This is a genomic window from Streptomyces sp. NPDC021020 (genome assembly GCF_044333285.1).
Taxonomy (GTDB): domain Bacteria; phylum Actinomycetota; class Actinomycetes; order Streptomycetales; family Streptomycetaceae; genus Actinacidiphila.
The window spans coordinates 274,774-291,299 of record NZ_JBIRQQ010000008.1 but is presented as its reverse complement, the minus strand read 5'-3'; the positions used below and the strand labels follow the sequence as shown (position 1 = coordinate 291,299).

The 16,526-nt window shown below is 74.5% G+C and carries 13 protein-coding genes; 1 reads left to right on the top strand and 12 read right to left on the bottom strand.

What is annotated here, in order from left to right; genetic code table 11:
- Positions 1-24: 24 nt before the first annotated feature.
- The 8 genes from ACH4SL_RS24995 to infC all read right to left on the bottom strand — a co-directional run bounded on the left by ACH4SL_RS24995 (position 25) and on the right by infC (position 10,843).
- Positions 25-2,784 (bottom strand): cellulose binding domain-containing protein, encoded by a 2,760-nt coding sequence (locus tag ACH4SL_RS24995; protein WP_398449236.1) that lies wholly within the window; start codon positions 2,782-2,784, stop codon positions 25-27.
- 491 nt (positions 2,785-3,275) lie between these two features.
- Positions 3,276-5,762 carry a phenylalanine--tRNA ligase subunit beta gene (gene pheT / locus ACH4SL_RS24990; protein WP_398449234.1) on the bottom strand — a complete coding sequence of 829 codons (2,487 nt, stop codon included), beginning with the start codon at positions 5,760-5,762 and terminating at the stop codon, positions 3,276-3,278.
- Positions 5,762-6,901: a phenylalanine--tRNA ligase subunit alpha gene (pheS, locus tag ACH4SL_RS24985; RefSeq protein WP_398449232.1), complete on the bottom strand. Its 1,140-nt coding sequence runs from the start codon at positions 6,899-6,901 to the stop codon at positions 5,762-5,764. The genes pheT and pheS overlap by 1 nt, the downstream gene beginning before the upstream one ends.
- A gap of 213 nt (positions 6,902-7,114) precedes the next feature.
- Positions 7,115-8,299: an ATP-binding protein gene (locus ACH4SL_RS24980; RefSeq protein WP_398449230.1), complete on the bottom strand. Its 1,185-nt coding sequence runs from the start codon at positions 8,297-8,299 to the stop codon at positions 7,115-7,117.
- A 103-nt stretch (positions 8,300-8,402) separates the two neighbouring features.
- Positions 8,403-9,263 carry a TrmH family RNA methyltransferase gene (locus tag ACH4SL_RS24975; RefSeq protein ID WP_398449228.1) on the bottom strand — a complete coding sequence of 287 codons (861 nt, stop codon included), beginning with the start codon at positions 9,261-9,263 and terminating at the stop codon, positions 8,403-8,405.
- A gap of 120 nt (positions 9,264-9,383) precedes the next feature.
- Positions 9,384-9,767 carry a 50S ribosomal protein L20 gene (rplT, locus tag ACH4SL_RS24970; RefSeq protein WP_033178180.1) on the bottom strand — a complete coding sequence of 128 codons (384 nt, stop codon included), beginning with the start codon at positions 9,765-9,767 and terminating at the stop codon, positions 9,384-9,386.
- A 99-nt stretch (positions 9,768-9,866) separates the two neighbouring features.
- On the bottom strand, positions 9,867-10,061 hold the full coding sequence (rpmI, locus tag ACH4SL_RS24965) for a 50S ribosomal protein L35 (RefSeq protein ID WP_031515208.1): 195 nt from the start codon (positions 10,059-10,061) through the stop codon (positions 9,867-9,869).
- Between the two features lie 116 nt (positions 10,062-10,177).
- Complete coding sequence (infC, locus tag ACH4SL_RS24960; protein ID WP_398449635.1) at positions 10,178-10,843, bottom strand: translation initiation factor IF-3; 666 nt, start codon at positions 10,841-10,843, stop codon at positions 10,178-10,180.
- Between the two features lie 377 nt (positions 10,844-11,220).
- Here infC and ACH4SL_RS24955 point away from each other — a divergent pair, with 377 nt between their 5' ends.
- Positions 11,221-11,577, top strand: coding sequence for a DUF1844 domain-containing protein (locus tag ACH4SL_RS24955; RefSeq protein WP_398449225.1), 357 nt, complete (start codon positions 11,221-11,223; stop codon positions 11,575-11,577).
- Positions 11,578-11,592: 15 nt separating this feature from the next.
- On the opposite strand, the gene ACH4SL_RS24950 is transcribed toward ACH4SL_RS24955, so the two are convergent.
- The 4 genes from ACH4SL_RS24950 to ACH4SL_RS24935 all read right to left on the bottom strand — a co-directional run bounded on the left by ACH4SL_RS24950 (position 11,593) and on the right by ACH4SL_RS24935 (position 15,611).
- The gene (locus tag ACH4SL_RS24950; protein WP_398449224.1) at positions 11,593-12,381 is read right to left on the bottom strand and encodes an MIP family channel protein; all 789 of its coding nucleotides are present in this window, start codon (positions 12,379-12,381) and stop codon (positions 11,593-11,595) included.
- A gap of 126 nt (positions 12,382-12,507) precedes the next feature.
- Positions 12,508-13,251, bottom strand: a complete 744-nt coding sequence (locus ACH4SL_RS24945; RefSeq protein WP_398449222.1) for an SseB family protein — start codon at positions 13,249-13,251, stop codon at positions 12,508-12,510.
- A 315-nt stretch (positions 13,252-13,566) separates the two neighbouring features.
- Positions 13,567-14,811 carry a type VII secretion-associated serine protease mycosin gene (mycP, locus tag ACH4SL_RS24940; RefSeq protein ID WP_398449220.1) on the bottom strand — a complete coding sequence of 415 codons (1,245 nt, stop codon included), beginning with the start codon at positions 14,809-14,811 and terminating at the stop codon, positions 13,567-13,569.
- On the bottom strand, positions 14,808-15,611 hold the full coding sequence (locus ACH4SL_RS24935) for a hypothetical protein (protein ID WP_398449218.1): 804 nt from the start codon (positions 15,609-15,611) through the stop codon (positions 14,808-14,810). The genes mycP and ACH4SL_RS24935 overlap by 4 nt, the downstream gene beginning before the upstream one ends.
- Between the last annotated feature and the right edge of the window lie 915 nt (positions 15,612-16,526).

Sequence of the window (16,526 nt, the reverse complement as noted above, 5' to 3'; positions counted from 1 at the left end):
CCGCGCGGGTCCGGCGTGCTCGCGCTAGACCTTGGTGCAGGCCTTGCCGTTGAGGGTGAAGGAGGCCGGCACCGCGGGGGTGCCGGGGGCGACGCCGGTGAAGCCGACCACGGTGTTGCCGCCGGCCGGGATCGACGTGCCCCAGCTGGGCGCGGTCACCGTCACGGCCGCGCCGCTCTGGGTGTAGTCACCGCTCCACAGCGACGAGATCGTCTCGCCTGCCGTGAAGGACCACGCCAGCTTCCACGGGTCGACGGCCGTGCTGCCGGTGTTGGTCACCGTGGCCGACGCCTGGAAGCCGCCGGGCCACTGGTTGGTGACGGCGTAGGCCACCGTGCACGAGCCCGCGGGCGCGCTGGTCGGAGGTGTGGTGGGCGGAGTCGTCGGAGGTGTCGTCGGCGGGGTCGTCGGCGGCGTGGTGGGCGGGGTGGTCTGCCCGGTGGTCGGAGGTGTCGTGGGCGGGGTCGTACCCCCGCCCGAGGTGTCCGACGTGTCGCCGTAGATGATCCCGCGCCCGTTGGTCGCGATGTAGACGCGCCCGTAGACCCGCGGGTCGCCGGTGATCGCGGTGTTGGTCACGCCCCACTGGTGGGCGTTGTCGTTGATGCGCACCCAGTTCGCGCCGGCGTCGGTGGAGCGGAAGATGCCGCGCACCCCGCCGATCTTCGCGCTGGTGTAGAGCGCCTGGTAGGACGCGCCGGGGGCGGCCTTGCCGAAGCCGATCGTGTCGGCCTCGGTGACGTTCGACAGCTTGGTGAAGGACGCCCCGGAGTTCGTCGAGTGCCACAGGCCGTACGTGCTGCCCGCGCCGCCGACGACCCAGACGTCGCCCTCGGTGCCGGGCAGCGCCTTCAGGTGGGCGCTCTCGGTCGGCAGGCCGGTGGCCGCGGTCGCGGTGAAGGTCGCGCCGCCGTCGGTGCTGACGTAGAACTTGCCGCCGGAGATCCCGTAGAACTTCTTCGGGTTGACCCGGTCGGAGCCGATCGCGGCGCCCGTGGGCAGGCCGCTGACGGTCTGCCAGGAGTTGCCGAAGCCGGTGGTGTGCTGGACGCCGACGCCCGCGGTGCTCCACACGAAGCCGCTGCCGTCGGCGGCCGCCGCGATCGTGCCGCCCGCGGCGCCGGAGGGGTCGGTGCCGGCGAACCAGTTGGCGCCGTTGTCGGTGGAGAAGGCGACGTGCGCGCCGGTGTCGGCGTTGCCGACGCGGGCGATGATGTTGGCGTTGGTGCCGGCGTAGTCCAGGCTCGTCGTGGTGGTCCAGTTCGGCTGGGTGAACATCATCGCCGGCACGGTGTCGAGGCTGGTGTGCCGGAAGCCGCCCAGGTCACCGAGGGCGCTGATGAGCGGGGCGCCGGTGGGCGGGCTGATGAGGTCCTGGACCGAGGTCTCCTCCAGGCCCTTGGCGTTGGGCTTGACGGTGAACTTGGTCCCGGTGTCCCAGTTGGTGAGGTTGTCGGTGCCGTAGATCGTGGCGCCGGTGCCGTACCACATGCGGTTGGAGTTGAAGGGGTCGATCTCCAGCGACTCCGTCATCCACCCGAGCTTGGGGGCCTCCTCGGGCGGCGCGGGGTTGCCGCCCCAGCTCAGCCACGGGGAGGACGAGATGTCCATGGTGTAGCGGTCGGCGCGGGTCGGGTAGCTGGGGGTGTCCCAGGCCCGGGTCCAGGTGGCGCCGTTGTCGGTGGAGCGGAAGATCTGGGTGTCCGCCCACCAGGAGCTGTAGCCGGTGACCATGAGCGTGCCGGGGTGCTGCCGGTCCACGCTCAGGCCGCTGTAGCCGAAGTACGTGTCCGCGTCCGACATCGGGCTGATGTTCGTCCAGGTGCCGGTGGCCGTCGCGTACCGCCACACCTGGCCCTTGGCGCCGTCGTACGGGCCGCCGGTGTCGCTGGTGGCGAGGTAGAGGTAGCCGTTGACGCTGTCCAGGACGCCCTTGTGCGCGATGTAGCCGGTGGGCTGCCCGGCGATCCGGGACCAGGTGGCGCCGCCGTCGGTGGAGCGGTAGACGGTGTTGTCCTTGTCGGCGACGCCCACGTAGATCGTCTGCGTGGTGCTGCCCTTGCTACCGGTGCGCGGGTCGAAGGTCACCCACACGTCGCCCTGGTTGTCGCTCTGGTAGCCGGTGCTGTCCGAGGGGTCGGCCACGTAGGTGCCCGCGTTGGGGAAGGACGCGACCTTCGCCCAGGTCACGCCGGAGTCCGTACTGCGCCACAGGCCGTTGCCGCTGGGCGCGGCGAAGTAGAGGACGCTGTCCTTGTTGGGGTCGATCGCCAGCCGCTCGCCCATGCCGCGGCCGGGCATGTTGCCGCCGAGCTTGAAGGGCAGCGCCGTCGACTGCCAGGTCGCGCCGCGGTCCGACGAGCGCATGATGGCGCCGTTGTTCGGGTCCCAGTCGTTGGTGTACATCCCGACCGCCGCGTACACCTTGTCCGGTGCGAGCGCGTCGGTGGCGAGGCTGACCACGCCGTTGCGGTTCCAGTCCGTCCAACCGACCGAGTCCAGCAGCGGGGTCCAGGACTTGGTCGACTCGTTCCACCGGTACGCGCCGCCGATGTCGGTACGGGCGTAGGCGAGGTTCTTCTCGGACTGGTTGAAGATGATGCCCGGCACAAAGCCGCCGCCCTCGATCTGGGCGTTCTTCCAGGTGTACGTGTCCGACACCGCGGCGGGGGCCGCTGCCGCGGCCGGTGAGCCGGTGGCGGCGACGGTCGCCGCGGCGACGGATACGGCGCCGCCGATCAGGGAGAAGGCCGCGACGAGCGCGGCGAGGGGTCTGCGAAGCATGGGGCGTCCTTGGGTGTGGGGGGTGGACGACTCGGGGCAGCGCGGTGCGTGGGAGCGCTCCCACGAGAGGTCCGATGATAGCGCTCACCTCTCGCGGGGAGAAGCCCCGCGGGAGGGCCTCAGGCCCCCGTGCCTTGGCCCCGGTCCCGGTGCCCCGCGCGTCCAGCCCTCCGGGCTGCCACTTGCTGTGATCGCGGGACCGTCCCGCTCCCCTGGCTGGTCGCGCAGTTCCTCGCGCCCCTAAAGACGCTCACCCTCCCCCGCAGGCGTTCGCGTCTGCGACGCAGCCCAACACCCCAGGGGCGCGGGGAACTGCGCGCACAACCCACCACCGGCCGAAGGTCGCGGCACCCACCGCGAGCGGCACCCCCCGGCGAACAGGGGCGCGGGGAACTGCGCGACCAGCCCCCACCGGGCGGAGGTCGTGGCACCTCCCAGCGCAATAGCGGAGGGGCCCGCACCCGGCGGGGTGCAGGCCCCTCCGGGGCGGGTCAGGCGCCGCGCAAGGTGGCGTTTGTGCGGCTCGCCGCCGAGGCGATTGCCGCGTCGCGGGCGGCGGAGGCCTCTTCCGCGGTGAGGGTGCGGTCGGGGGCGCGGAAGCGCAGCGCGTATGCGAGGGACTTGCGGCCCTCGCCGATCTGCGCGCCCGTGAAGATGTCGAACAGCCGCACCGATTCGAGCAGTTCGCCCGCCCCGGCGCGCAGCGCCGCCTCCACCTCCGCCGCCGGAACATCCGCGTCGACCACGAGCGCGACGTCCTGCGTGGCGACCGGGAAGGTCGACACGCGCGGCCCGGTGGCGGTCTCGCCGCCCGCCGCGACGACGAGGTCGAGGTCGATCTCCATCGCGCACGTCCGCTCCGGCACGCCGAACGCCTTCGTCACCCGCGGGTGCAGCTCGCCCGCGTACCCGACGACCTGCTCGCCGGCGAGCAGCACCGCGCACCGCCCGGGGTGGAAGGGCGCGTACTGCCCGGCTCGTACGGTGAGCCGCACCCCCGCCTCGCGGGCGACCGTGCGGGCGGCCTCGACCGCGTCCGCCCAGGTGGCGGGCTGGGCCTCGCCCCACCAGCCGGCCTGCTCGCGGGCGCCCGCGAGCACCGCGCCGACGCGGTGCGGCTGGTCGGGCAGCGGGGCGACGAGCGCGGCGATCTCCTCGTCGGTGGGCCGCCGGTCGACGGGCAGCCGCGGCGGCAGCGCCTGGTGCTCGGCGGGCAGGAAGACCAGGCCCGTCTCGAAGAGGGCGAGGTCGTGTGCCCCGCGCCCGTGGTTGCGGCGCAGGGTGCCGAGCAGCCCGGGGAGCAGCGTGGTGCGCAGCAGCGGCTCGGTGTCGTCGAGCGGGTTGGCGAGCCGGACCGTACGGCGGCGGTCGTCGTCCGCGTCGAGGCCGAGCTGGTCGAGGACGTCGGAGCTGAGGAAGGGGTAGCTCAGCGCCTCGACGTACCCGGCGCCGGCGAGCGCGCGGCCGACGCGGCGGCGCAGCAGCTGGCCGGGCGTCAGGCCGCGGCCGGCGGGCGGCTGCGGCAGCGTGGAGGGGAGGTTCTCGAAGCCTTCGAGGCGGATGACCTCCTCGGCGAGGTCGTTGATGTAGTTGAGGTCGGGCCGCCAGGACGGCACGGTGACCGCCAGCTCGTCGGAGCCGGTGACGTCGCAGCCGATCTCCTGGAGGCGCCGGACGACGGTCTCGCGGCCGTAGTCGGTGCCGGCCACCTTGTCGGGGTGGTCGGCGCGCATCGCGATGGTGCGCGGTGCGACCGGCGCGGCGATCTCGGTGACGCCGGGCTCCGCGGTGCCGCCCGCGAGCAGCACCAGCAGGTCGACGGTGCGCTGGGCGGCGGCCGAGGTGGCGAGCGGGTCGGTGCCGCGCTCGAAGCGGCGGGACGCCTCGGAGCCGAGCTTGTGGCGGCGCGAGGTGCGGGCGATCGGGATCGGAGCGAAGTGCGCGGCCTCGATGACGACGTCGGCCGAGCCGCCGTCGGCGATCTCGGTGTCCGCGCCGCCCATGACGCCGGCCAGGCCGATGGGCCCGGAGTCGTCGGTGATGACCAGGTCCTCGGCGTCGAGGGTGCGCTCGGCGCCGTCCAGCGTGGTGAGCTGCTCGCCGGGGGTGGCGCGGCGGACCCCGATGGTGCCGCGCACGCGCGCGCGGTCGTAGGTGTGCAGCGGCTGGCCCAGCTCGAACATCACGTAGTTGGCGATGTCGACGGTGAGCGAGATCGGGCGCATGCCGACCTTCTGCAGCCTGCGCTGGAGCCAGATCGGCGAGAGCGCCTCGGGGTCGATGCCGGTGACGGTGCGGGCGGTGAAGCGGTCGCAGCCCTCGGGGTCGGCGACGGCGACGGGGTAGCCCGCGCCGTTGTGGGCGGGCACGTCGATGAGTGCCGGGTCGCGCAGCGGCACCCCGTAGGCGATGGCGGCCTCGCGGGCGACGCCGCGCATCGACAGGCAGTAGCCGCGGTCGGGCGTGACCGCGATGTCCAGCACCTCGTCGACGAGTTCCAGCAGCTCGATCGCGTCGGTGCCGGGCGCGGGGGCGCCGGGCGGCAGCACGATGATGCCGTCGTGGTCGTCGCCCATGCCCAGTTCGCGGGCGGAGCAGATCATGCCGTGCGAGACCTTGCCGTAGGTCTTGCGGGCGGCGATCTGGAAGTCGCCGGGCAGTACGCCGCCGGGCAGGATGACGACGACGCGGTCGCCGACGGCGAAGTTGCGGGCGCCGCACACGATCTCCTGCGGCTCACCGGAGCCGTTGGCGTCACCGACGTCGACGGTGCAGAAGCGGATCGGCTTCTTGAAGCCCTCCAGCTCCTCGACCGTCAGCACCTGGCCGACGACCAGCGGGCCCTTGATACCGGCGCCGAGCTGGTCGACGGTCTCGACCTCCAGGCCGGCGGAAATGAGCTTGGCCTGGACGTCGCGGCCGGTGGCACCGGCGGGCAGGTCGACGTACTCCCGCAGCCAAGAAAGCGGGACCCGCATCAGATCTCCATCCCGAACGGGAGGGTGAAGCGCACGTCACCCTCGACGATGTCTCGCATGTCCTCGACGTTGTGGCGGAACATCAGCATCCGCTCGATGCCGAAGCCGAAGGCGAAGCCGCTGTACTTCTCCGGGTCCACGCCGCACGCCACCAGCACCCTGGGGTTGACGACGCCGCAGCCGCCCAGCTCGATCCAGCCCTCGGAGGAGCAGGTGCGGCAGGGGCGGTCGGGGTTGCCGACGGACTCGCCGCGGCAGACGTAGCAGAGCATGTCCATCTCGGCGGACGGCTCGGTGAAGGGGAAGTGGTTGGGCCGCAGTCGGGTGGTCATGCCCTCGCCGAACAGCGAGACGACCATGTGGTCGAGGGTGCCCTTGAGGTCGGCCATCGTCAGGCCCTCGTCCACCGCGAGCAGCTCGACCTGCGAGAAGACCGGGGTGTGGGTCGCGTCCAGCTCGTCGGAGCGGTAGACGCGGCCGGGCGCGATCACGTACACCGGCAGCTCGCGCTCCAGCAGGGCGCGGATCTGCACCGGCGAGGTGTGGGTGCGCAGCACCACGCCGGAGCTTCCGGTCTGGGAAGCGCCCTCACTGCCCTCCGGACCCGCGACGAAGAAGGTGTCCTGCGTCTCGCGCGCGGGGTGGTCGGGCGGGAAGTTCAGCGCGTCGAAGTTGAACCAGTCGGACTCGACCTCGGGGCCCTCGGCGACCTCGTAGCCCATGGCCGTGAAGATGTCCTCGATGCGCTCCGACAGCGTCGTGAGCGGGTGCCGGGCGCCGGCCGGGCGGCGGTCGTACGGCAGCGTGACGTCGACGGCCTCCTCGACGAGCACCCGGGTGTCGCGTTCGGCCTCCAGCTCGGCCTGGCGGGCGGCGAGGGCCTTGTTGACCGCGCCGCGGGCCTGGCCCACCCGCTTGCCCGCCTCGGCCTTGGCCTGCGGCGGGAGGGCGCCGATCTCCCGGTTGGCGAGGGCGAGCGGTGAGCCGCCGCCGGCATGCGCGGTCTTGACGTGGGTGAGGGCTTCGAGGTCGCCGGCCGCGGCGATCGCGGCGAGCGCGTCGTCGCGCATCCGCTCGATCGCTTCCGGCTGGAGCGCCTCGACCTCGACAGGGTCGTACGACTTGTTCGGTGCCGACATCTCTTCCCGTTCCGGAGTGGACGATGGTGGTGGGCGGCGTGCGGCGCCACTGCGCTGCGGTGGCGTCGCGGTGGAGGCTCTGCCCGACCGGACACATGCCAGGGGACGAGTCTACTTGCGCCGCGAGGACCGGCTGTTTTCGGCCGCCGGAGCCGGCATGCACCCGTACGGGCGCACGCCCTGGTGCTGCCCGTCGTGGCGGTCCCGGGGCCCTCAGGCCAGATACGCGGGAGCCCCGACGGGCAGGGTAAATCGGAATTCGGCGCCGCCGCCCGCGGCCCGGCCGACGGTGATGGTGCCGCCGTGGGCCTCGACGATGCCCTTGACGATGTAGAGCCCGAGGCCCGTGCCGCCGCGCTTGCTGCCCCGCCAGAAGCGGGTGAACACGCGGCTCATGGACTCCTCCGGAATGCCGGGACCCTCGTCGCCCACCGTGACCGCGGTCGCGTCGCAGCGCCGCTCGGTGAGGTCGCCCGGGTGTGCGGGCGCCACATCGATGGTGACCCTTCCCTCGCCGTGGCGCACCGCGTTTTCCAGCAGGTTGCCGAGCACCTGGTCGACCTTGTCGGGGTCGGCCCACAGGTCGGGCAGCGGACCGCTGACCCGTACGGTGAAGCGGTCCTGCGGCTGACCTGCGGCGATGTGCGCGTCGACATGCCGCTGCACGGCGGCGGCGAGGTCGACCGGCTGGCGGCGGACCTCCAGCCGGCCGGAGTCGATCCGGGAGATGTCCAGGAGTTCGGCGATCAGCCGGGTGACGCGGTTGGCGTCGGCGTCGACGGTCTCCAGCATGAGCTTCTTCTGGTCGTCGGTGAAACGCTCCCACTTGGCGAGCAGCGTCGCCGTGAAGCCCTTGACGGAGGTCAGCGGTGAGCGCAGTTCGTGCGCGACGGTCGCGATCAGCTCGGCGTGACTGCGTTCGGTACGCCGCCGGGCCTCGGTGCCGCGCAGGGTGACCACGAGCCGCTGCAGGGGCCCGGCGGGGCGCTCGCGGACGTACCGCGCGGCGACCAGCACCTCACGCCCGCCGGGCAGCAGCAGGTTGCGCTCGGGCTGCCCGGTCCTGATCGCGAGGCCGCCGTACGGGTCGGTGAGCGGCCACCAGCGGCGGCCCTCCAGGTCCTCCAGCGGCAGCGCCTGCTCCACCGGGCGGCCGAGCACGTCCTGCGGGCGCAGCCCGGTGATGCGGGCGGCGGCGGCGTTGAAGCACACGACCTCTCCGGCGCCGTCGGCGACCAGCAGGCCGTCGGGCAGGTCGTCGGGGTGCGGGGCGTAGCCGCCGGCGGTCGCGCGGCACGGGTCGGCCGCGACCGCGGGGGCGGCCGGCGCCGGTACGGGGGCGCGGTGCGGGTCGCCGGCGGGTGGCGCGGGCGGCTCCCCGGCGGGCAGGACCGTCACCGCGCTGTGCGCAGCGTCCTCACGCGTGTGCGTTCCGTTGTCTCGCGCCGTGACACCCATGCGCGCCACCCCCCTTTCAGGGTCCCCCGGGCGAGCCACCCTACTAGGTGGACGTAACGCTGCGGCACCCTCCGGGCGCACGCTGCTCCCTCGCGGAGGCGTAGAGGCACACCGCGGCGGCGGTGGCGAGGTTGAGGCTCTCGGCGCGCCCGTGGATGGGGACGCGTACGACCTCGTCCGCGAGCGCCCGGGTCTCCTCGGGCAGGCCCCACGCCTCGTTGCCGAAGATCCACGCGCTGGGCCCGCGCAGCGTGCCCTCGTCCAGCTCCGCGTCCAGGTCCCGCTCCCCCGCGCCGTCCGCGGCCAGCACCCGTACGCCCGCGGCGCGCAGCCCCGCCACGGCGTCCGCGACCGGCACCCCGACGGCGACCGGCAGGTGGAAGAGGCTGCCGGCGGAGGCGCGTACCGCCTTGGGGTTGTACAGGTCCACGGAGGCGTCGGTGAGGACGACCGCGTCGGCGCCCGCCGCATCGGCGCAGCGCAGCACCGTGCCGGCGTTGCCGGGGTCGCGGACGTGGGCCAGTACGGCGACCAGCCGCGGGCGGGCGCGCAGCACCTCGGCGAAGGGCGTGTCCAGGAAGCGGCACACCCCGACGACACCCTGCGGGGTGACGGTGTCGGAGATCTCGGCCATCACCTCGGGGGTCGCGGTGATCACGGGCGCGCCGGCCGCGCGGGCGGCGGCGACCAGGTCGGCGTGCCGCTCGGCGGCCTCGGGCGTGGCGTACAGCTCGATGAGGGTGCGCCCGGCCGGTCCCCCGGGGTGGGCGATCGCCTCGCGTACGGCCTGCGGGCCCTCGGCCAGGAACCGCCGCTCCTTGCCGCGGAAGCTGCGCCGGGCCAGCCGGTGCGCGGCGGTGACCCGCGCGGAGCGCAGCGAGGTCAGCTCGGGGGTGGTGCCCATCGGGGTGGCTGCTCCAGAAGGGGTACGGGGTGGGTGGGTCCGTCCATGCGACGGGCCCGCGGGGGCGTTGCCGCCCGCGGGCCCGGGGTACTGCCGAGGAGGACGTCGCTCAGCGCGGGGTCACGCCGCCTTGGGGGCGTTCACGTCCGCGGGCAGCGCCTTCTGGGCGACCTCGACCAGTGCCGCGAAGGCGTTGGCGTCGTTGACGGCCAGCTCCGCGAGGATCTTGCGGTCGACCTCGACGTTGGCGGCCTTCAGACCCTGGATGAAGCGGTTGTAGGTGATGCCGTTCGCGCGGGCAGCGGCGTTGATGCGCTGGATCCACAGCTGGCGGAAGTCGCCCTTGCGCTTCTTGCGGTCGTTGTAGTTGTAGACCAGGGAGTGGGTGACCTGCTCCTTGGCCTTGCGGTACAGGCGCGAACGCTGACCGCGGTAGCCGCTGGCCTGCTCCAGGATCGCCCGGCGCTTCTTCTGGGCGTTGACTGCCCGCTTGACGCGTGCCACTTGATAACTCCTTCTAGGGGACCGCGGTATGCCTCACGCGGTCCGAAAGCGAATGGACTCCCGACCCGGGACGGCTGCGCCCCGGCGGGGGCACGGCCGTCACTTGCCGAGAAGCTTCTTGATCTTCTTGGCGTCCGGGGCGGCGACCTCGACGGTCCCGGTCAGGGCACGGGTCTTGCTGGACGGCTTGTGCTCCAGCAGGTGGCGCTTGCCGGCGCGCTCGCGCAGCACCTTGCCGGAGCCGCTGATCTTGAAGCGCTTGCTCGCACCGCTGTGCGTCTTGTTCTTCGGCATGGCGCCGTAGTCTCCTCGTCGCTGGCCTCCCGTGCGCCGCTCGGGCGCGCGGAGAGCGTCAGTTCTGCATTAACCGACCCGGAGCCGATGCTCCGGATGTTCTTCGTCCAGGCCGCTCAGCCGGCGTCCTGGGCCTCGGCCGGGGCGGCCTCGGTCTCGACCGCGGCCTCGACGTCCTCGGCGGGCGTCTCCGCCTCGGCCGGGGCGTCGCCCTGGCGGACGGCCTTGCGGGCGGCCTGCGCCTCGCGGGCCTCGGCCATGGCCTCGGTCTTCTTCTTGTGCGGACCCAGGACCATGATCATGTTGCGGCCGTCCTGCTTCGGGTTCGACTCGACGAACCCGAGGTCCTGGACGTCCTCGGCGAGCCGCTGGAGCAGCCGGTAGCCCAGCTCCGGACGGGACTGCTCGCGCCCGCGGAACATGATCGTGATCTTGACCTTGTCACCCTGCTTGAGGAACCGGACGACGTGACCCTTTTTGGTGTCGTAGTCGTGCGGGTCGATCTTCGGCCGGAGCTTCATCTCCTTGATGACCGTGTGCGCCTGGTTCTTGCGCGCCTCACGGGCCTTCATGGCCGACTCGTACTTGAACTTCCCGTAGTCCATGAGCTTGCACACGGGCGGACGGGCGTTCGCCGCCACCTCGACCAGGTCGAGGTCGTACTCCTGCGCAAGCTCCAGGGCCTTGGCAAGCGGCACGATGCCGACCTGCTCGCCGCTGGGACCGACAAGTCGCACCTCGGGAACGCGAATCCGGTCGTTGATGCGGGGCTCGGCGCTGATGGGGCCTCCTCGGTTGCACCACGCGGCTGACTGGCCGACAGCCGCGCTTGAGTCTGTCTTCGTATGGACCGACCCGCACCCCAGGCGTGGAAAACGCCCCGTACGGGACACAGGCGGGGCTCCTCACAACCGGGAGCACCGCCGCGTTTATTCCGCGGGGCGCATTCGGACGGTACACACCGGATATACGCGACGTATTCGCGTACGATCCGGACCGCACCGTCTGACCGGGACCCGTCGGCCTCGCGGCCGATCAGGTGGGAGATCGGAGCCTCCACTTGGTGGTCGGGCACGCGTGCGCCCGACCGGTCGTCCACTCAGCATACCAGCGCGGGACCGAAGGCCGTAATCGGCCGGACGGGGCATATCGTGTCGGCATGAGCGACGCACCTGCCACCCCCGACCAGTCCGACCAGCTCGCGCGCGACATCGCGGACGTGCCCGCGGTCGAGGTGATCACCACGGTCGCCGTGCACCTGATGAGCGCCGCGGCCGTGAACCTGGGCCTGGCGGAGGAGGGTGCGCAGCACAAGGACCTGGACGAGGCCCGCAAGCTCATCCAGGCGCTGGCCGGCCTGGTCACCGCGAGCGCGGGCGAGATCAGCAGCTTCCACGCGGCGCCGCTGCGCGACGGTCTGAAGTCGCTGCAGCTCGCCTTCCGCGAGGCGTCGCTGGTGCCGGACGAGCCCGGCCAGGGGCCCGGCGAGAAGTTCACCGGGCCCGTCTACGGCTGAGGCTCCGCGGGCCCCTCACCCCTCCTGGCCCTCCGCGCGCGCCGCCGTCTCCTCCTCGGCGGCCGCCGCCCGTGCGGCCTGGACCGCGGCGAAGGCCGGGTGCGTGACCTCGTGCACCAGCGCCGCGAGCGCCGCGCCGATCAGTGGCGCGACGAGGAACAGCCACACCTGGCTGAGCGCCGGGCTGCCCGCGAAGAGCGCGGGCCCCAGGCTCCGGGCGGGGTTGACGCCCGTGCCGGTCAGCGGGATGCCGACGAGGTGGATCACGGCGAGTGCCATGCCGATGGGCAGCCCGTCGAAGCCGACCACCGCGATCCGGTGGGTGACCGCGAGCACCACGAAGACCAGCAGGAAGGTCAGGATCAGCTCGGCCACGAAGGCGCCGAAGATGTTGATGCCGACCGCCGACCGGTAGCCGTAGCCGTTGGTGCCGAAGGCGCCGTGCGTCTGGAGCCCCGGCACCTGCTTGGCGACGAGCAGCAGCAGCGCCGCGCCCACGATCGCGCCCAGGAACTGCGCGACCCAGTATTCGACGGCCGTGCGCAGCGAGATGCGCTTGGCGACGAGCATGCCCAGCGTGACCGCCGGGTTGACGTGGCTGCCGGAGATCGGCCCGACCGCGTACGCGATGGCCAGCAGGACCAGGCCGAAGGCCAGGGCGATGCCCAGGGTGCCGATGTACTCGCCGGAGAGCACCGCCGCGCCCACCGCGAAGAAGACCAGCAGCAGCGTGCCGAGGAATTCGCAGACGAACGCCCGCTGATCGTCGGCCGTACGGTTCTCGGTGATCGTTCGGATGTCCATCCGCGCCTCCACGACGACGGTGATCGATGTCCGCCCTCGTATTGTCGGCTTTACGGGTTAAAGCCACATCTCGGGGGAAACGGGACGTCGACCGGCCGCGGTCGCGGGCGGGCGCCGCGGGCCGCGTCAGCGGGTGAACAGCGGCTCACCCGGGAGGGTGGCGTCCGGCGGCAGTACGGCCAGGTCCAGGCCCCGCCGCAGGGCCGCGCGCAGCACCGGGTGGGCGGCGAGCGCACCGGCGAGCGCGCGGGCGGTCGCGGCCGCGTCGGCGCCCGGGGCCAGCACCAGACCGAGGGTGCCGTCGCTGTCGGCCGCCCGCGTGAGGTGCGCCCGTACGATGCCCGGCTCGGCGGCGACCGCGGCGCGCAGCGCCTCGCGCACCTCCGCGTCGCCCAGCGGGTCCGTCCCGCCGGGGCCGCGGGCGGCGGCCCGCAGCGCGGCGCCGTGCAGCGAGAACGGCACGGGCCCGGCGATGTCGATCAGCAGCGTGTCCGCGCCCTCGTGCGCGAGCGCCTGGAGGGCCTGCCCGAGCCGTACGGCGACGGGCCGGGCGTCCGGGCGCCACGCGGCGAGCGCGGCGGTGGAGGTGAAGGCGGGCACCGCGCGGCGCCCGGTGCGGCCCGACTCGATGGTCGGCACCGCCATGTCGCTGGTCTTCTCCCGGCGCAGCCCGTCGGGGCCGGTCTCCACCTCGCCCAGCAGCGCCACGACGGGCACGAGCAGCCGCGCGCCCTGCAGCGCCTCGACGACCGCGTCCTCCCGTTCCGGCTCGCGCGCGTCGCCCCACGCGGCGAGCGCCGCGGCCAGCGCGGGGGCGGCGGAGCCGTCGTCGTCGGGAAAACCGGGATCCGGAATGTTCTTGAGCTCCACCCACGCAGCCTATCCGGCGCGGGGCGCCGGCCTGACGGGGCGCCGGGGGCCGCCGACCGTACGCGTATCGCGCCTTGCGCGCGGAGCCCCCCGGCGAGGCCGCCCGGCAGACCGCCTGCGCGCACGACGCCCCCCGCGCACCGGACACGGCGCCTCACGCACCCGCCGGCCCGGCCCAGCACCTCACGCACCCCGCCAACCGGACGTGGCACCCCGCACACCCCACCAACCGGCCCCGGCACCTCACGCACCCGTCCGGCGGGCCCGCGCCGAGCGCGGCGCGTACGCCGGGCGCGGCCGGAGCGCGGCCTGCCGCTACTCCGCCCAGGGCGCCGTCGCCCGTGCCGCGGCGGCCTGGGCCGCCGCGCGGCGGCGGGGGCGGTACCAGAGCAGTCCGGCGATCGCGACGAGCACCGCGCCCGCGCCGGCGAAGGCGGCGGCGACGCCGTTGCCGAGGACGCTCGAAGCGGCCGGGGACGCGGGTGCCGGGGCGGGGCCGGGGCCGAAGTAGCGCTGGGGGTAGGACGCCGGGGCGGGGGCGACCGGGGCGGGCTTGAGCTTCGCGGCCGCGGCGAGCGCCGCGGCAGGGTCGATCTCGCCCGTGCCCAGCTCGTCGCTGCGCCCGCTGTCCGGCTTGTGCCGGGTGGTGTCCTGGAGGACCTGCCTGATCTGGAGCGGGCTCAGCTTGGGGTAGGCCGACCTGAGCAGGGCGACCGACCCGGAGACGTACGCGCACGCGGCGCTCGTCCCCAGGCCGTCGTAGTACTTGCGGTCCGGGTCGGCCATGACGATGTCGTCGCCGGGCGCGGCGACCGCCGAATACCAGCGGTGCGTGGAGAACTGCGGGTGGCGGCCCAGGTCGTTGACGGCGGTCACCGCGATGACGCCGGGGTAGGCCGCGGGGTAGGAGGAGCGGTCCGCCTTGTCGCCGCTGTTGCCGGCCGAGGAGACCACGACGACGCCCTTGCTGAGCGCGTACTGGATCGCGTCCGCCTCCGCGGCGACCGGTGAGGCGGTGGCGCTGTCGTCGCCGAGCGAGAGGTTGATGACGTCGGCGCCGTGGTCGACGGCCCAGCGGATGCCCTCCGGCAGCGCGCTGCCGCGCGAGGAGCGTGCCTTGTCGCGCTGCGGGTCCTTCTCCTCCAGGATCACCCGCACGGGCAGGATCTTCGCCTGCGGGGCGATGCCGAGCACGCCCGAGCCGTTGCCCGCGCCGTGGCCGTGCCCGGCGATGATCGCGGCCATGCCCGTGCCGTGGTTGGCCCACGCCTTGTCGCCGCGGGCGGCGCCGAAGCCGATGAGGTCCTTGCCGGTGAGCACCTGGCCGGTGAGGTCGGGGTGGGTGGCGTCCACGCCGGTGTCGAGCACGGCGACGGTCACGCCCGCGCCCTTCGTCGTACGCCACGCCTGCTGGGCGTGCAGGGCGTCCAGCGCCCACTGCCGGTCGCGGATGCCGTCCGCCGCCGCGGGCGTGGCGCCGAGCGCGACGAGCGCGGCGGCCGCCGTGACCGCGGCGGTCGCGGCCGCGAGCCGCGGGCGGCGGGGGGTGCGGCGGCTCATCGGCTCTGCTCCGTTCCCGCGGGGGTGGCCGGGGTGGTGGCCGCGGTGCTGTGGGCGTTCGGGTGCAGCTCGGCGTCGACGGCGGCCTGGAGGCGGGCGTCCACGGCCTTGGCCAGCCCCGTCGCGTCGAAGCCGAGGCCCGCCTGCGCGGGTGCGCTGGTCGTGCCCGACGCGACGGCCTCGGCCGCGGGCTGCGGCTGCGGGACCTTGCGGCCGTCCGCGAAACCGCTGACCGCGTAGACGACGAAGGGCGCCGCCGTCGACACCCGGACGTCCCAGCTGCCGCGCTGGGCGTTGCCGAAGCGGGCGGCGGCCGTGCCGGCGAAAGCCACCGGACGGGGTATCAGGTCGGTGCGGCTGCCGAGGTGCTCGGCCGTCCAGCGCTGGGCGAGCGCGCTCATGCCGGCCGCCTCGCCCGCGGTGACCAGTACGCCGACCGTCGTCACGGTCGTGGACGTGCTGTCCACGTAGGTGGCGCGCAGCAGCTTGACGCAGCCGGTGGGCGCGAGCACGCGGTCCAGCAGCGGGTCGAAGGCGCCCGTGCAGTCGCCGGGCTCGGCGACGCCGATACGCGTCCAGGTCCGGTCGGCGCCGCCGGGACCCTGGCCCTTGCCGTCCACGACGGGCGGGAAGAGCGTGTCGACGGGCGTACCGCGCCACACCAGGCGCGCCTGCGCGAATTCGGCGGGGCTGCGCGGCACCGCGGACGGCGCCGCGTCCGGCCCCCGGTCCAGTACGGCCCCGGCGGTGGCCCCGCCGATCAGCCCCAGCCCGAGCACCAGGCACACCGCGATGCCCACGGCCCGCCGTGTCGCCGCGGCCCGGCCCGGCCCGTACCCGCCCCCGGGCGGCGGCGCGTACGCCGGCACGGGCGCGACCCCTCCGCCCCACGTCCCCCCGGGCGGCACGGGCACCCACCCGTCACCCTGCGCCGGTACGGCCGGAGCCCGCACCGGCGGCGCCGGAAGCGGCGGAGCGGCGGCCGGCCCCTGCGGCGGGCCCGAAGGCACACCGACCCCCGAAGCCGGCGGCGGCCCGACGGGAGCCGCCGGCACCTGCACGCGCGGCTCCGCCGGCCCCCCGGCCCACGGCGGTACGGCCGGCGGGGCCTGCGGCGGTACGGCGGGTGCGGACGGGGCCTGCACCCGCGGGGCCTCCGGCGGCGCCGGGCGCGACGGCGCACCGCTCGGGCCCTGCGGCGGCACGGCAGGCGCGGCCGGTGCCTGCACCCGCGGGGCCTCCGGCGGCGCCGGGCGCGGCGGCGCACCGCTCGGGCCCTGCGGCGGAGCCGGCGGCCGCGGCGGCGTCGCGCCTGCGCCCGGCGGCGGGGTGGCCGGGCGGGGCGGGGGCGGCGGGTCGGGGAGCCGGGTCCCCGGCTCGGGCGGCGGCGGAACGGGACGGCCGGGGCGCGGCCCCGGCTCGGCGGCCGCCGTAACCGTGTCCGGCGTCCCCGGCAGCCGGGTCGCCGAATCCGGCGGCGGCGGTACGGGCCGCCCGCCCGTCGCGGGCACCGGCTGCGGAGCCGCGGACGGGGAACCACCCACCGCCTCGGCCCGCGCCGGAACGGACCGGCCGCCGGGCGCCGACTGCGTACCCGCGCCCGGCGCGACGGGACGGCTTTCGGCCGAGTCCGCGCGCGGACCCTGTGCCTGCGCAGGCGGCGGGCCCGCGGCGGCGGCGGGACGAGGCGACTGGGCTATGTCCCCGGCCGAGCG

Excerpts from the sequence above, each read along its gene's own strand:
- ACH4SL_RS24995 (WP_398449236.1), bottom strand. The coding sequence starts at position 2,784 with ATGCTTCGCAGACCCCTCGCCGCGCTCGTCGCGGCCTTCTCCCTGATC.
- pheT (WP_398449234.1), bottom strand. The coding sequence starts at position 5,762 with ATGCGGGTCCCGCTTTCTTGGCTGCGGGAGTACGTCGACCTGCCCGCC.
- pheS (WP_398449232.1), bottom strand. The coding sequence starts at position 6,901 with ATGTCGGCACCGAACAAGTCGTACGACCCTGTCGAGGTCGAGGCGCTC.
- ACH4SL_RS24975 (WP_398449228.1), bottom strand. The coding sequence starts at position 9,263 with ATGGGCACCACCCCCGAGCTGACCTCGCTGCGCTCCGCGCGGGTCACC.
- rpmI (WP_031515208.1), bottom strand. The coding sequence starts at position 10,061 with ATGCCGAAGAACAAGACGCACAGCGGTGCGAGCAAGCGCTTCAAGATC.
- ACH4SL_RS24955 (WP_398449225.1), top strand. The coding sequence starts at position 11,221 with ATGAGCGACGCACCTGCCACCCCCGACCAGTCCGACCAGCTCGCGCGC.
- ACH4SL_RS24950 (WP_398449224.1), bottom strand. The coding sequence starts at position 12,381 with ATGGACATCCGAACGATCACCGAGAACCGTACGGCCGACGATCAGCGG.
- mycP (WP_398449220.1), bottom strand. The coding sequence starts at position 14,811 with ATGAGCCGCCGCACCCCCCGCCGCCCGCGGCTCGCGGCCGCGACCGCC.